Annotated in this window: 12 protein-coding genes and 1 pseudogene; 4 read left to right on the top strand and 9 right to left on the bottom strand. The window is 71.7% G+C overall.

Annotation, left to right across the window (positions count from 1 at the left end; genetic code table 11):
* Window positions 1-5: 5 nt before the first annotated feature.
* The 4 genes from OG246_RS19350 (at window position 6) to OG246_RS19335 (ending at window position 4269) form a co-directional block, all read left to right on the top strand.
* Complete coding sequence (locus tag OG246_RS19350; RefSeq protein ID WP_266464581.1) at window positions 6-590, top strand: NADPH-dependent FMN reductase; 585 nt, start codon at window positions 6-8, stop codon at window positions 588-590.
* On the top strand, window positions 587-2173 hold the full coding sequence (locus OG246_RS19345) for a DHA2 family efflux MFS transporter permease subunit (protein WP_266464578.1): 1587 nt from the start codon (window positions 587-589) through the stop codon (window positions 2171-2173). Before OG246_RS19350 ends, OG246_RS19345 begins: the two co-directional genes overlap by 4 nt.
* Window positions 2170-2601, top strand: a complete 432-nt coding sequence (locus tag OG246_RS19340) for a heme-binding protein (RefSeq protein WP_266464573.1) — start codon at window positions 2170-2172, stop codon at window positions 2599-2601. The genes OG246_RS19345 and OG246_RS19340 overlap by 4 nt, the downstream gene beginning before the upstream one ends.
* Window positions 2602-2775: 174 nt before the next feature.
* Window positions 2776-4269, top strand: a complete 1494-nt coding sequence (locus tag OG246_RS19335; protein ID WP_266464570.1) for an MFS transporter — start codon at window positions 2776-2778, stop codon at window positions 4267-4269.
* Between the two features lie 41 nt (window positions 4270-4310).
* Here the strand turns inward: OG246_RS19335 and OG246_RS19330 are convergent, their stop codons facing one another.
* The 9 genes and pseudogenes from OG246_RS19330 to OG246_RS19290 form a co-directional block, all read right to left on the bottom strand.
* A complete protein-coding gene (locus OG246_RS19330) occupies window positions 4311-5063 on the bottom strand; it encodes an endo alpha-1,4 polygalactosaminidase (RefSeq protein ID WP_266464568.1) in 753 nt (250 codons plus the stop codon).
* A gap of 41 nt (window positions 5064-5104) precedes the next feature.
* Window positions 5105-5800 (bottom strand): spherulation-specific family 4 protein, encoded by a 696-nt coding sequence (locus OG246_RS19325; protein ID WP_266464565.1) that lies wholly within the window; start codon window positions 5798-5800, stop codon window positions 5105-5107.
* Window positions 5797-6711 (bottom strand): NAD(P)-dependent oxidoreductase, encoded by a 915-nt coding sequence (locus OG246_RS19320; protein WP_266464562.1) that lies wholly within the window; start codon window positions 6709-6711, stop codon window positions 5797-5799. The genes OG246_RS19325 and OG246_RS19320 overlap by 4 nt, the downstream gene beginning before the upstream one ends.
* 9 nt (window positions 6712-6720) lie before the next feature.
* On the bottom strand, window positions 6721-7434 hold the full coding sequence (locus tag OG246_RS19315; protein WP_266464555.1) for a sugar phosphate nucleotidyltransferase: 714 nt from the start codon (window positions 7432-7434) through the stop codon (window positions 6721-6723).
* A gap of 108 nt (window positions 7435-7542) precedes the next feature.
* Window positions 7543-8556, bottom strand: coding sequence for an SDR family NAD(P)-dependent oxidoreductase (locus tag OG246_RS19310; protein WP_266464551.1), 1014 nt, complete (start codon window positions 8554-8556; stop codon window positions 7543-7545).
* A 64-nt stretch (window positions 8557-8620) separates the two neighbouring features.
* On the bottom strand, window positions 8621-10066 hold the full coding sequence (locus OG246_RS19305; RefSeq protein ID WP_266464549.1) for a hypothetical protein: 1446 nt from the start codon (window positions 10064-10066) through the stop codon (window positions 8621-8623).
* Entirely contained in the window at window positions 10063-10620 is a 558-nt protein-coding gene (locus tag OG246_RS19300; protein WP_266464546.1) for a hypothetical protein, read from the bottom strand. The genes OG246_RS19305 and OG246_RS19300 overlap by 4 nt, the downstream gene beginning before the upstream one ends.
* A complete protein-coding gene (pelF, locus tag OG246_RS19295; RefSeq protein WP_266464538.1) occupies window positions 10617-12191 on the bottom strand; it encodes a GT4 family glycosyltransferase PelF in 1575 nt (524 codons plus the stop codon). Before pelF ends, OG246_RS19300 begins: the two co-directional genes overlap by 4 nt.
* 344 nt (window positions 12192-12535) lie before the next feature.
* Window positions 12536-14461, bottom strand: a pseudogene (locus tag OG246_RS19290) (hypothetical protein); the annotation flags it as partial.
* Window positions 14462-14511: the final 50 nt, after the last annotated feature.

Raw genomic sequence — 14511 nt, 5'->3', positions numbered from 1 at the left:
CGGTCATGCCCGCACCACACCTGCAGATCATCGTCGGCAGCACCCGCCCGGGCCGCCGCGGCCATGCCGTCGGCACCTGGTTCCACGACCTGGCGGTCCGGCACGAGGGCTTCGGCATCGAGTTCGTCGACCTCGCCGAGGTAGGCCTGCCGCTGCTCGACGAGCCGCGCCCCCCGCAGCGCGGCCAGTACGACCACGACCACACCCGGCGCTGGAGCGAGACCGTACGCGCCGCCGACGCCTATGTGTTCGTCGTCCCCGAGTACAACCACAGCTACAACGCGGCGACCAAGAACGCCCTCGACTTCCTGGCGAAGGAGTGGGCGGGCAAGCCGGTCGCGTTCGTCGCCTACGGCGGTGTCTCCGGGGGCGCCAGAGCCGTCACCGCGCTGATCCCGGTCGTGTCCGCGCTGAAGATGGTGCCGCTCTCGCACTCCGTGCACATCCCGTCCATCCGGACGGCCATGACCGCCGGCGGGACCTTCGAATCCTCCCCCGGGCTGGACGCGGACGCGTCGGCCATGCTGGACGAGCTGCGCCGGCTGACCGTCACGCTCTCCGCGGCCCGGCTCGGCGACCCGGTCGGGTGAGCGGGAACCCGGTCGCGGTGCCCGCCGGTGACGGTCCGGACGGGCGGCGCGGCCCCCGGATCGTCGTCAGTCAGAAGGTGGCCGTCGGCGTCGTCTACGTGGCCGGGCTCTTCCTGAGCACGCTGGACATGACCATCGTCAACGTCGCGCTCCCGTCGATCGGCCGTGCCTTCTCCGTGCCGTCCACCGCCGTCGACACGGTCTCGATCTCCTACCTGGTGAGCCTGGCCGTCTTCGTCCCCGCCTCCGGCTGGCTCGGCGACCGCTTCGGCGGCAAGCGCACCCTGCTGACCGCCGTCGCCGTCTTCACCGTCGGCTCGGCGCTGTGCGGCATGGCGACGAGCATCGGTGAGCTGGTCGCGTTCCGTGTCCTGCAAGGCGCGGGCGGCGGCATGCTCGCCTCGGTCGGCATGGCGATGCTGCTGCGCGCCTTCGCCCCCGGGGAACGGGTGCGGGCCTCGGCGATCCTGAGCATCGCCAACGGCCTCGCGCCCACCCTCGGCCCGGTGGTCGGCGGCCTGCTGGTCACCGAGGTCTCCTGGCGGGCGATCTTCTACGTCAATGTGCCGGTCGGCGTCTTCGCGGTCGTGTTCGGCGTGCTGTACCTGCGCAACGAGCCCGCCCGGCCCACGGAGCGCTTCGACCTGGCCGGGTTCCTGCTCGCGGCGTCCGGGCTCGGTCTGCTGATGTACGGCGTCTCGGAGGGGCCCGAGCGGGGCTGGACCACGGCCCCGATCGCCGCCTGCGTGGCCCTCGGCGTCGTCCTGGTCGCCGCGATGATCGTCGTCGAACTCCGCAAGGAGTCCCCGATGATGGACGTACGGCTGCTGTCGGACCGTCTGTTCGCGTCCGGTACCGCGGTGATGACCGTGCAGTCGGTGGCCTTCCTCGGCACCTTGTTCACGGTCACGCTCTACCTCCAGGACGAGCGGGGAATGACCCCGCTGGCCGCCGGACTGACCATCTTCGCCGAGGCCGTGGGCGTGGTCACCGGCTCGCAGCTCGCGAGCCGGCTGCTCTACCGCAGGCTGCTCCCCCGCAGGCATCTGATGCTGGGCGCGGCCGGCACGAGTACGACCATCGCGCTGATGAGCCTGTGGCACACGGACACCGGTCTGTGGTGGGTCCGGCTACTGCTCTTCGCCATGGGCCTCTCCGTCGGCCAGGTGTTCGTGGGCACCCAGTCCGCGTCCTTCGCCACGGTCACCTCCTCATCCTCCGGCCGGGCCTCGACCCTGTTCAACGTCGGCCGCAGGCTCGGCGGCGCCACCGGAGTCGCGGTGGCCACCACCGTCCTCGTGTCGGCCACGGGCGGCGGGTCCGGCACCGGAAGCGCCCCGGACATGTCCGGTTACCGCGCCGCCTTCCTCACCGCCGCCGCGCTCAACCTGCTGGGCCTGTACGCGGCCACCCGGGTCAGCGACGCCGACGCGGCGAGCACGATCCCCGCCCCCCGCACCGGTCGGCGGAAGCATCAACTCCGCCGCAGAGGAGACCCCCTGACCTCACCCGACCCATTGACCGCACTCCAGAAATCCCATAACACCCAGAACAGCAAGAATGCAGAGGAGCCACGGACATGACCGGTCTGAGTCTGACCCAGGCGTCCGAGATCGTCGACGCCGCGCTGAGCCACGCGCGCGACCTGGGACTGCGACCCCTGACGATCACCGTGCTCGACCCGGGGGGCCACCCCCAGGTCGTCAAACGGGAGGACGGCGCGGGCATCCTGCGACCGCAGATCGCGCACGCCAAGGCATGGGGCTGCCTCGGCACCGGCTCGGGCGGCGCGGCCGGGGCGCGGCACGCGACCCGTGACCCCGCCTTCTTCGCCGCCCTGGCCTCGATCTCCGAGGGCCGCATCGCCTCCTCCCGGGGCGGTGTGCTCGTCCGGGACAAGGAGGGCGAGCTGCTCGGCGCGGTGGGCGTCAGCGGCGAGCGCCCCGAGAACGACGAGCTCGTCGCCGTCTTCGGAGTGGAACAGGCCGGCCTGGTGGCCGACGCGGGCTGACCGCGCCGGACGGCCGGGATCCGCCCTCGGGACGGGGCGGATCCCGGTCAGCACCACCGGACACGGATGTACTCCAGTGAGGAGCCGCATTCCCCGTGGGGCGCCCGGCGCGCCCCGCACGGCATCGAAATGCCCGCACGGACAGCCGATGGGAAACTGAGGTGCACCATGGCAATGACGCCTGAAGACCTCGCGACAACCGCGATACCCACACCGCCCGACCCGACCCCCGGGCGACGCGCGCAGGCCCTGCTCATCTGCATTGCCGCCGCTTTCCTGACCCTCCTCGACGTGAGCATCGTGACCGTCGCGCTGCCCTCGATGGAGGAGCATCTGCACCTGACGCCCGCCGACGTCACCTGGTCGCTCGCCGGGTACACGCTGACCTTCGGCCTGATGCTGGTCCCGGCGGGCAGGCTCGGGGACGAGTTCGGCCGCCGGAAGATCTTCGTCATCGGGATGGTGCTGTTCATCGTCACCGGGGTGCTGTGCGGAGTCGCACCGGACGCCGTGTGGCTGGACGCGTCACGGCTGGCCAGGGGTGTCGCGGCCGGCCTGATCGCGCCCCAGGTCGTCGGCATGCTCCACCAGATGTACCCGGCGCGCGAACGGGGCCGGGCCTTCGGCTACTACGGCGCCACGGTGAGCCTGTCGACGGCGATCGGCCCGCTTCTCGGCGGCGTCATCCTGCATGTCTTCGGTACGGGCGACGGCTGGCGCTGGGTCTTCCTCGCGTTCATCCCGCTGGACGTCGTCGTCCTCTTCCTCGCCCTGCGTCTGCTGCCTCAGGGCAACCGTGTCGAGGCGCGCCGCACCCTCGACCTGGTCGGTGTCCTGGTCCTCGGGCTCGCCGTCACGGCCGTGATGCTGCCCCTGCTGCAGAGCGGGGACTGGGTCGACCGCCGGTGGTGGCTGACGTGGACGGGCCTCGCGCTCCTTGTCGTCTTCGTCCTGCGCGAGCGCGCTGTCGCACGGCAGGGCCGGCAGCCGCTGGTCGACCTGAACCTGTTCCGTGAACGCCACTACTGGGTGGGCACACTGGTCGCGGCTTCGCTGTACGGCGGGTTCACGGGCATCTTCATCGTGCTGACCCAGTTCCTCCAGCAGGGTCTTGGCTACACGGCACTGCACGCGGCGCTGTCCATCGTGGCCTTCACCGTCGGTTCGGCGGTCTGCGGCGTGATCAGCGGCCGTATCGTGCACCGCGTCGGCGCCCCGCTGGTGATCGGCGGCACCGCCGTGACCGCCGTCGGGCTGGCCGCGACGGCCTTGGTGGTCGGCGGTTCCTCCGGCTCCGGCGCGCCCATGGGGCTGTTGCTCGCCGGACCGCTGCTGGTCGCCGGCTGCGGCGCGGGCTGTGTCATCGCGGCCAACCAGACGCTCGCCCTGCACCGCGTACCGCGCAAGGAGGGCAGCACCGCGGCCGGGGTCTACCAGACCGGCATGAAGATCGGCACCTCGCTCGGGACGGCGCTGGCGACCTCCCTGCTCTTCAGCCGGATCGCCGCCACACACGGCGACTGGGCGGCCGCCGCGCAGACCGGCCTCATCGGCGCTGCCGCCCTGGCCGCCGTCGCCTTCCTCGTGGCACTGCCGGGCTTCACGCTCGGCGGGCGTGCCGGCACGCCGGGCGTGGTGGAGGAGGAAGAGGCCGAGATGGCCAGGTGACGGTGATCCTCAAGAGGCGGTCACAGGAGGTCACTTCGGGCTCAGCAGGCCCGCCGCCACGCGTCCAGTGAGAGCCGCTTCAGCATCGAGTCGAGGCCCAGCCGTTCGGCGGTGGGACAGAACTTCCCTGTGGACACCTCGTACTCCACGTGGAAGACCGCCTTGCGTGCCTTGACGAACGGTGTGAGCGACACGCACTCGTGGTACTCCGCGCACTGCTCGTTGACGGCGAAGTCGAAGTCCCCGACCAGCTGCGGGATCTGCTCCAGGTCGTTCTTCAGCCCGACGGCCAGGCCCCGGTCGTGCGCGAGGTCCGCGATCATGCGGTTGTACGCGAGCTGGTCCGCGGCGGTGAGGGGAAAGCCGGTCTTGTTGGTGTAGCCGTCCAGGAGGTCGGGCTCGACGGCGTCGAAGCCCTTCTCGCGGCACATGTCCATGCGCTTGGCCATGATGGGGCGCAGTACGTCGAGGCGGCGGATGTCGAGCCATCGTTCCCCGTCCCAGCCGTTGCCCTTGCCGAGGACGCCGGCGGGGAAGGCCTTCTGGTCCGGGCGGAAGTCCTCCCAGGCACCGGCGTTGATGTAGCAGATCACCTTGCGTCCGTCGGCGTGCAGGCGCTCGACCACGGCCGCGCTGTTCTCGTAGCCGTCGATGTCGTACACCGGGACCTGTACGGAGGTGTCGACCCGGCCGCTGAGCTGCCACTGCCAGGCGGTGCCGGGGCGCGGCTGCCAACGGCCGGGAGCGGCAGAGGTGTTGGTGGTGCAGCCCGCGAGGAGCAGGACAAGGGCCATGAGGGCAAGGGCAGTTGTGGATACCGGCCGTGCGGCGTGCCTCAAGACGCTTCCCTCTCCAAGGTCGGCGGCAGCCCGCTCCACGGGTTCGCGCCGCTGCCCGGGACGGCGCAGTGCACGGCGGCGCCGCGCATCCGGGCGGTCCGCGCCGCGACATCGCAGAGCCCGTCCGGAACGCCGTACACCAAGTGGCAGAAGCGGTCGGGCGGATGAGTGCCGGTCCAGGCGGGCACCGTGAAATCGGTGTGGCGGTACGTCTTCCAGGTGCCCTCGAAGGTGACAAGGAGGTCGGCGAACTCGGCGTAGCCCGGGGCCGGATGGACGCCCGGGTTGAGGACAACGGTGCGGGAACCACAGACCCGGGCGGCGCGCACCAGCCGGCGGTAGTGGCGCAGCGACTCGGTGCCGGAGGCCGCGCGGTCCAGGAAGGCGCCGTCGGTGTCGTACCAGCGGCGGTACCGGCGCAGGTCACCGACGACCTCGCGGACCGACCGGTCGCCGTATTCCGTGTCGACGTAGCCGAGCACCCGCACGTCTGCTTCCCGCAGTTGCGCGACCGCCTCGACGAAGGCCGGGTCGGGGGTGGCGCCGGGGCCGTCGGCGACGTTGAGGACGACGCCGTAGAGCTGTGGACCGGCCCGGATGAGGGCGCGCCAGGCGGCGGGGTCCACGGCCGGGTGGACGTAGAGCGGGACGAGCAGTCCGCCCCGGCCGGGGACCGTCGCCGGGTCCGTCACGCCGGGACCCGGGTGTGCTCGGCCCACAGGCCGGTGAGCGAGTCGTTCAGCGTCAGTTCGGGCCGCCAGTCGAGGGCGTCCGCGGCGGCGGTCACGTCAGCCCGCTGCCAGGACACGGCCGACGAGCGCTGCGACCCGGCGCCGCGTTCCTCGATCCGGCCCTGGAATCCGGCGGCCCGCGCCAGTTCCGACGCGAGGTCCCGGGCACAAGTGGCCGTGCCGCTGCCGATGTTGAGGACGGGTGGCAGGGGGCCGGGGGCGGTGGCCGCGAGTACGGCGGCCCGCGCCACATCCCGTACGTCGACGAAGTCGCGGTAGGCCGACAGGTCGCCGACGCGGACCGTGCCGTCGGGGCCCGCACTCCGCAGTTCCCCGGCGAGCCGTCCGGACAGGCTCGCGGCTGGCGCGCCGGGGCCGACGGGGTTGAACACCCGCAGGACGACGGTGTCCAGGCCGGTCGCTCCGGCTTCCGTGACCGCGTACGACCCGGCCAGCTTGGTCGCCCCGTACGTGCCCTGCGGGCTGACCGGCGAGCTCTCGGTGAGCGTCTGCCCGGCGGGCGTCGGCCCGTACTCGGCGGCCGATCCCAGGTGGACCAGACGGGCGCCGGGGGCCGCCTCGCGCAGCGCCTCGCACAGTACGGCGGGGCCGCGGGCGTTGGTCTCGGCCATGCGTACGGGGTCGCCGCCGACGGCGCCCGCGCAGTTGACGACCGCGTCCGGGGCGAGGGCCCGCAGGGCCCGTACGAGTCCGGCGACGGAGATGGCGGCGAGATCCACGGGGAGGTTCACGGGCAGACCGGGGTTCACCGAGCGGCCGCCGCCGAGCACCCGCATACCCGCGAGGGTGCGCAGCTGCCCGGCGACATGGCCGCCCAGGAACCCGGTGGAGCCCAGGACGAGGATGCGCATGATGCCGGGTCACACTCCCTTGAGCAGGGCGGGGCGGCGGGTGGTGAACTCCGCGTTGGCCCGGTCGTAGTCGTCCGGGCGGCCTATGTCGAGCCAGTACCCGTCGAACTCGTAGGCGGCGGGCGGGGTTTCGGCCTTGAGCAGGTCCAGGACCAGTTCGTCGAAGCCGAGCGGCAGTCCGGGGGTGTAGCCGTTGAGGGTGTCGCGGGTGAGTCCGTAGACGCCCATGGAGACCCGGTAGTCCATGCTCGGCTTCTCGGCGAAGCCGACGACCTTGCCGGCTTCGGTGGTGAGTACCCCGAAGTCGATGGCGACCGTACGCGCGTAGGTGGCGATGGTGAGTGGCGAGTCGGACTTCTCGTGACTGCGCAGTACGGCGCCGAAGTCGAGGTCGGTGAGGATGTCGCCGTTCATGACGAGGAAGTGCTCGGGCAGCCGGTCGAGCATGGTCAGCAGCGGGCCCATGGTGCCCAGCGGGCTGTCCTCGGTGGAGTAGCCGACCCGCAGCCCCCACTGGGAGCCGTTGCCGACATAGGCCCGGATGATGTGGCCGAGGTGCCCGATGGCGATGGTGCAGGTGGTGAAGCCGGCTCCGGCGAGCTGCCGCATCACGATCTCCAGGATCGCGTGCTGGTCGCCGATGGGGACGAGCGGCTTGGGCAGGGCGGTCGTGTAGGGCCGCAACCGCACGCCTTTGCCTCCGGCCAGGATGACTGCATGCATCGTGGGGGTTTCCTTCCGACTGTGGTCAGGTGTCGCAGGATTCCTGGGTTCAGGTATTCGGTGGATCGGGGAGCCAGGGATTCGGTGGATCGAGGGGCCAGGTCGCCGTCAGATGTTGTAGACGTTCGTCTTGTAGCGGGCGAGGTTGGCCGGATCGCGGAAGAAGGCGATGGTCGCCTCCAGCCCCTCTTCGAGACTGTGGGCGGGCTCCCAGGCGGTGGCCGCGCGCAGTCGCGAGGCGTCGCAGACCAGCCGCATCACCTCCGATCCGGCCGGGCGGATGCGCTGCGCGTCCTCACGGACCTCCAGGTCGGCGGCCATCAGCTTGCCGATCAGGGTGACCAGGTCGCCGACCGAGATCTCGCCGCCGGTACCGGCGTTGAAGGTGCGCCCGACGACGGCTTCGGCGGGCGCGGTGCCCACCGCGAGGAAGGCCTGCGCGGTGTCCTTGGCGAAGGTGAAGTCGCGGGTGGGCCGCAGGTCGCCGAGGGTGATGGTCCGCTCCCCCGCCGCGACCTGCCCGATGACGGTCGGGATGACCGCCCGCATGGACTGGCGCGGCCCGAAGGTGTTGAACGGCCGCAGGGTGACCACCTGGGTGCCGAAACTCGCGTGGTAACTGTCGGCCAGCCGATCGCCGCCCGCCTTCGAAGCGGCGTACGGGGACTGCGTGTTGATGGGGTGGTCCTCGGTGATCGGCACAGTCTGGGCCGTGCCGTACGTCTCACTCGTGGAGGTGTGCACCAGGCGCGGGATGTCGAGCCGGCGGACCGTTTCCAGGACGTTGAGGGTGCCGGTGACGTTGGTGTCCACGTAACTGTGCGGGGCCTGGTAGGAGTACGGGATCGCGATCAGCGCCGCCAGGTGGTAGACGGCCTCCGTGCCGGCCAGCAGCCGGTCCACCGAGCCGGGGTCGCGTACATCGCCGAGCACGACCTCGACGCTGTCCATCACGTCCCGCGGCAGGGTCTCCAACCAGCCGTAGGAGGAGAAGGAGTTGTACTGGGCCATCGCGCGCACCCGGTGCCCGGCGGCGACGAGCGCCTCCACCAGATGCGAGCCGATGAATCCCTCCGCGCCGGTGACGGCTACGGGTCCGGGTCCCGGTCGGGAATCGGTCACGGGTCTGTCTCCTCTGTTGTCAGGGGTGATGCGGGTGACGAAAGTGGCTTCAACGGAAGTGGCTTCAGCGGTGGGCCGTGGCCCGGCCCAGCAGGGCGTACGAGATGAGCACCAGCGCGGCGGCGGCGCAGCCGCAGACGAGCGGGCGGACGGCGGCGGGGCCCAGTGCCGCACCCAGCGCCGCGGCCAGACAGATCGCGGCGGGCGGCCAGGCCGTTCCGAAGGCCTGGAGCAGCAGAGCGGTCCACAGGACGGCTCCCAGCGCGAGCAGCGGCCCCGGCGACACCCCGCGGATCAGGGTGGGCGCGGCCAGCACCGCCAGATATCCGGCGAGGCACAGCAACAGCGCCCGCCCGGCGCGGAGTTGGAAGCCCCTGGGTGTGGTGCTGTGCCGCAGGGCGGCGAGGCCGAGGCTCCGGTAGCGGTAGAGGAGCCATTCGGCCACGCCCATGCTCAGGGTGAGTACGACCACGGCCGTCCCGTCGGCGGACGCGGCCATCAACGTCAGCGCCCCCGCCGCCAGGCCGAACAGCGCGTACGGGAGGGAGGCGGTGACGGGTGGCCCGTTGCCGGGGCCCGCCGTGCTCTCCGTGCGCCCCGACCGTACGATCTCGCGGGCCGCCAGCAGCACCGCAGCCGCGACGGTGACGAGGAGCAGGGCGGTGACGGCCAACGGGCCGGGGTCCCACAGGAGCAGTGAGGCCGCTCCGGCGACCGTCGGGGCGAGCGCGAGCAGCAGGTCCCGTTCACGGCCCAGCACCAACAGCACCGTGCCCGCCGCGAGATACAGCGCCTGCCCGGCGGCGAACGCGGCCATCGTGCCCGGCCCCGACAGCAGCAACCCTGCCGCCATCGCGCCCAGCGCGCCGACCGGTGCTCCGACGCGCAGGCTGCGCGCGGCGGCACGGCGGCCACCACTCGCGAGCCGCACATACGCGCGGTGGGCCAGGCCCTGGTTCCACGCCCAGGCGACCAGCGCGGAGGCGGCCAGCCCGGCGATCGCGCCGGTACCGCTCGCGAGAAGCCCGGCGCCAAGTACGTACGCCAGCCCGGGTAGTCCGAAGACCGCCCCGCGCAATACGCACCGCCATGGGCTGGCCTGCCAGGGGTCGGGCGGGGGTTCCGGGTCCGGGAAGCGGCGAGGTACCCGTTCGTACAACTCCTCGGCGACCTCGAAGAGGTCCCGCCGTCCGTACCGGCCGGTGATCTGTTCCTGCGTCAGCCCGTCCGACTCCAGTACGGCGGCGATCTCGTCGGGGTGTACGGCCGCACCGCACACGTCCGCCAGGCGTTCGGCGAGCTCGTCGAAAGGGTCCTCGGCCCAGGAGGGTCGACGGCGGCGGAGGGGGCGGGGGGTGAGGGTGGGGAGGGAGTCGGGGGTGTGGGGGCCGGCGTGGCCGGCGTGACCGTCAGTTGTGTTGTCCGGCCATCCCGCTGGGAACCGGCGGCGGGCTGCGTGTTCCTGTGCGGTGTCGCCGGTGCCCGGCAGGAGGCGCAAGGGGCCGCTCACTTCGGGTCACCTGCCTGCCGTGTGGCGTGGGGGTGGTGGTTCGGCTCGCGGCTGGCGGGGGGTCCTTCGGCGGAGTGCTCGCGTACGGCGACCGATCCCTCGGTGTGCCGCTCGCGCCCGGCGGCGGACTCGTCGGCGAACCGCTCGCCCCCGTCGGCCGACCCCTCGACGTACCGCTCAAGCCCGTCAACCGCCCCTTCGGCGGACCGCTCGCGTCCGGCAACCGACCCCTCGACGTACTGCTCACGCCCGGCGGCCGATCCCTCGGCGAACCGCCCGCGCCCGTCAACCGCCCCTTCGGCGGACCACTCCCGCCCGGCAACCGACCCCTCGACGTACCGCCCGCGCCCGTCGGCCGCCCCTTCGGCGAACCGCCCGCGCCCGGCAGCCGACCCCTCGGCGAACCGCTCACGCCCAGCGGCGAAGTCGCCGGCGTACCCAGCGGGTGATCCGGCGGCGGGCCTGGTGGAGGATCCGGCGTCGGACCCGGCCGCGGTGGTGGCCGCGAGCTCGCCGTGGATCCCGCGGAAAGAGCAGATCGTCCGCGCGATCACCCCGCCTCACCCGCCCGCCGTACGCCGTGCACCGCAAGCTCCTGCTGCCGCTCACGTCCATCGGCGGCACCGGACTCGGCGTACCGCTCGCGCCCGGTGGCAGACCCCGCGGCGAGCTCGCCGTAGATCCCGCGGAAGGTGTCGATGGTCTGCCGGAGCGTGAACTGTTCGATCACCCTCAGCCGAGCAGCCTCGCCCATCGACGCGCGTCGCGACGGATCACGCAGCAGCTCAAGCGCCGCCCGCGCCATCTCCCGCGGTTCGCGCGGCGGTACGACGAGGCCGGTGTCGCCGACCGCCTCGCGCACGCCGCCCACGTCGGTGGAGACGGTGGCCCGCCCGCACGACATGGCCTCGATGAGGGTGAAGGGAAAGCCCTCGCTGATGCTGGACAGCATCACCACGTTGCCCGCCGCGTACGCGTCGCGGATGTCCTCCACCCGGCCCTCGAAGACCACGGCGTCCCTGGCCCCCAACTCCTCGGCGAGGGCCTGGCAGCGCTCCCGGTAGGCCTCCCCGCCCCGCGGGGTACCGCCGAACAGCCGCAGCCGCGCCTGCGGCAACTCCTCGCGTACAAGGGCGAAGGCGCGGATCAGCGTCTCCAGGTCCTTGATCGGGTCGACACGTCCCGCCCAGGTGAGGGTGGGCAGTTCGGGTTCGGGACCGGCGGGCGGGAAGGCGCCGGGGTCGACCCCGTTGTAGACGGTGCGTATCCGGTCGGGCTCCGTACCGCCGTGCTCCTCCCAGCGCCGGTTGTAGCGGTTGCCCGGGGTGACGAGGGCGGCGCGGGCGTAGGTCTCCCGGGCCAGCAGCCGGAAGAAGCCGAGCAGCAGTGACTTCACCGGCCAGCGGTAACCGCCCGTGCGGTAGCCGAGGTAGCGCTCGCGGAGGTAGACGCCGTGCTCGGTGAGCAGCAGTGGTGTGCCGTGCAGTTGATGGGCCATCAGCCCGGGCAGTGCCGCAAGACCCCCGCTGACGGCGTGCGCCACTCCGCCCTCCGGCGGTACGACGGACAGCGGACGCAGGGCGTGCTCAAGGAGTTCGGTGGCGGTGAGCGCGTCATGCAGGGTCGGCCGGGCCGCGGCCACGGCTATGTGCGGCCGGTTCCACACGGCAGTCAGGGTGCGCAGCGCGTCCTCGGTGCGCATGGCCGCCGACAGTTCCCCCTTGCGGGCCCGCGCGGCGAGGGCGTACAGGCCGTCGGCGAAGTCCGCCCCGGCAGTCGGCGAGCCGGGCTCGAGGAGCGAGAGCAGGAACCGCTCGTACGTGCCGAGGAAACGGCGCAGCCGCCGCCCCCGCGGCGCGCGTCCGTCCGGAACCGGTCCCCACAGGGGTACGGAGACCACCCCGCCCACATTCGGGGGCAGCTCCCACGCGAACGCTTCCTGGCCGGTCCCGGTGATCGCGACGACCCTGAAGCCGACGTCGGGCATCCCCCGTACCAACTGATCGCACCACACACTCACCCCGCCGTGCTGGTGCGGATACGTTCCCTCCGTCAGCAGTGTCACCACCGCCTGGTCGTCCGTGCCTGGCGGCGGCACGGCGTGCAGGAGCTCTCGCGTGGACATGCGTCTCATTCCCCCCAAGGAACGGTCAGTTCATGCCGCGGGCCTGGTCAAGGCCCGCGGTTCCGGCCGCGTGGCGGCCGGTGTTGCCGGTGGCGGCCGGTGTTGCCGGTGGCGGCCGGTGTTGCCGGTGGCGGCCGGTGTTGCCGGTGGCGGCCGGTGTTGCCGGTGGCGGCCGGTGTTGCCGGTGGCGGCCGGTGTTGCCGGTGGCGGCCGGTGTTGCCGGTGGCGGCCGGTGTTGCCGGTGGCGGCCGGTGTTGCCGGGCGAGCGTCTACCCGGCCGCTGCCACTGCCCCTACCTCTGCCGGCGCCGCCAAGGCCGCCGGCTCCAGCGAGCCGCTGTCGACCCATCCGGATCTCAGGCCCGCGTACGGGCTGCCGAAGCCGGCCGTCCCGGCGGGCATGGTCGCCGGAGCCTGCACCCCACTGGGCGCGTCGATTGTGACGGTGTTCCCGATCCGGTAGGCGGTGACCTGACCGCCGTCGACGGCGGCGTCCCACGCAGCCCGACGTTGCAGCTCGACGCTTGTGTCCTTCAGCCCCTGGTTGACCAGCGGGGTGCTGTCGGCGAAGAGGCCCGCGTAGTCGCTCAGGACCTTCTCGAGGGCCGGGTAGGCGATGCGCTCCTCGGCGAGATTCGACTGGTGGATGTAGTGCGGGCGCGGGTTGTTCGACAGCGCGTGGCCGAGCGCGATCCGGCTCTCGGTCGGAACGATGTACGAGGCGTATCCCGTCGCGGTGTCCAGCGGGGCGTCCAGGCAGGTGGTCGTCGTGGAGCCGTCGCAGATCCCGCTGCCGCCGTCGGCGGCGCTGGTGTAGATCCAGTTGTACTCGTCCACCATCTCCGCAGCCTTGCCCGCGTTGTAGAAGATGTTCATCGGGAAGCGCGGCACCGTCAGCGCCGGGCCGACCTGCCGCTGCTGCGGGTCACGCGAGTTGTCGCTGCCCAGCGAGGTCACTCCGGTCGCGGCGAGCGCGGGCGCCAGGTTCGGGTTGTCGTCGGGCTGCTGCGGAAGCACCCTCATGCCCGAGTGCTCACCCGTGACGAGCTCGGTGTTGTCGAGGGTCAGGCCCTTCCCTGCGGCCCAGTTCACGTTGTCCGCGATCTGCGCGGTGATCTCCGCCTGGCTGACCCACTGCACGTTCCCGGCCGAGTCGGTGGAGCACACCCACGGCACAACGGTCACGTTCTGCACGCAGCCCAGGAACGGGTGGTCGTAGGTGTGGTTCACCCACCGGAAAGCGTCCTTGTCCGCGACGAGTTGATCGGTGAGCGCGTCCACGCCACTGTTCTCGTCCTTGTAGGTCTCGCTGCCCGCGCCGTTGAACAAGAAGTCGAGCGTCAGACCGTGCTCCTGCGACCACTGCTTGGCGTACTGGGCGTCCGCGACCGTCATCCGGATCGGATCCTCGGTCCCCTCACCCCCGGTGCAGTCCACGTCTCCGGGTGTGCAGTTCAGCTCGGTGTCCCAACGGTCATCGGCACCGAAGACATCATCGACGTGCACCGCGAAGTAGTTGCGGTCGGCGCCCAGATGGACGCCCTGCGTCATCCACTCCACGATGCCGCGCGCGAGCAGCCGGTACTGCTGCTGAGCCTCGTTGTAGACGAACGTCACCACGAGTTCCCGGCGCCCGTCGTGCGCGTACTCCCCGATCAGCGACCCGCTCACCGCGGTACCGGGAATCGGCGCCTCCACGAAGGTCGTGAACTCCGCCCCCTCCGCCTGCTGGGCGAGCGGCACCGCCAGGAACCCGTAACTCTCCGACACCTCGGCCGAGTTGTCCTCGAACGGAACCGCACCGTCGAGATACCCGAAGGGCCCGGCCAACCCGGCGGCCGTCACCTGCGCCGTCGTACCGTCCAGCGACCCCATGTACCCAGGATCCTGCGCCCAGTTGAGCCCCACGGCCGGCTGGGCATACGTGTACGCGTCGACTTGCCGAATCCCATACGTCTGCTCGTACGCCGTAAGCGCCGCCATCTCCCCCGACCCCGCCCCGAAGGGGTTGTCGTTCGGCAGCACCACGGCCTGGAACTTCGCCCTCGGCCGCCCGTCGACGGTGTCGCTCAGAAAGCCCGCGTCGATCTGCGACCTCCCGGCGTCATTCAAATCAACCTCGGTGTACGGCGTCCCAGCTCCCTCGAGCTCAGCCGCAACAGCCTCGGTAGCCGCGCCACCGTCATCGACCACCAACACCCTGAGGTCGATTCTCGGTTCCAACTCATCAGCTCTGGCCCCGGTCACAGGCGCCAGAAACGTGACTAACAACGCCGCCGCGCAGACGGCAGCCTTCCGCGAAAACCCGTACACGAGAGCCC

Source organism: Streptomyces sp. NBC_00620 (assembly GCF_026341825.1).
GTDB lineage: Bacteria > Actinomycetota > Actinomycetes > Streptomycetales > Streptomycetaceae > Streptomyces.
The sequence above is the reverse complement of the archived record's forward strand: the minus strand, read 5'-3'. Positions and strand labels throughout refer to the sequence as shown.

Bases quoted from the DNA above. Each gene is read 5' to 3' on its own strand.
- OG246_RS19335 (WP_266464570.1), top strand. From the start codon at position 2,776: ATGACGCCTGAAGACCTCGCGACAACCGCGATACCCACACCGCCCGAC.
- OG246_RS19330 (WP_266464568.1), bottom strand. From the start codon at position 5,063: ATGGCCCTTGTCCTGCTCCTCGCGGGCTGCACCACCAACACCTCTGCC.
- OG246_RS19320 (WP_266464562.1), bottom strand. From the start codon at position 6,711: ATGCGCATCCTCGTCCTGGGCTCCACCGGGTTCCTGGGCGGCCATGTC.
- OG246_RS19315 (WP_266464555.1), bottom strand. From the start codon at position 7,434: ATGCATGCAGTCATCCTGGCCGGAGGCAAAGGCGTGCGGTTGCGGCCC.
- OG246_RS19340 (WP_266464573.1), top strand. From the start codon at position 2,170: ATGACCGGTCTGAGTCTGACCCAGGCGTCCGAGATCGTCGACGCCGCG.
- pelF (WP_266464538.1), bottom strand. From the start codon at position 12,191: ATGTCCACGCGAGAGCTCCTGCACGCCGTGCCGCCGCCAGGCACGGAC.
- OG246_RS19350 (WP_266464581.1), top strand. From the start codon at position 6: ATGCCCGCACCACACCTGCAGATCATCGTCGGCAGCACCCGCCCGGGC.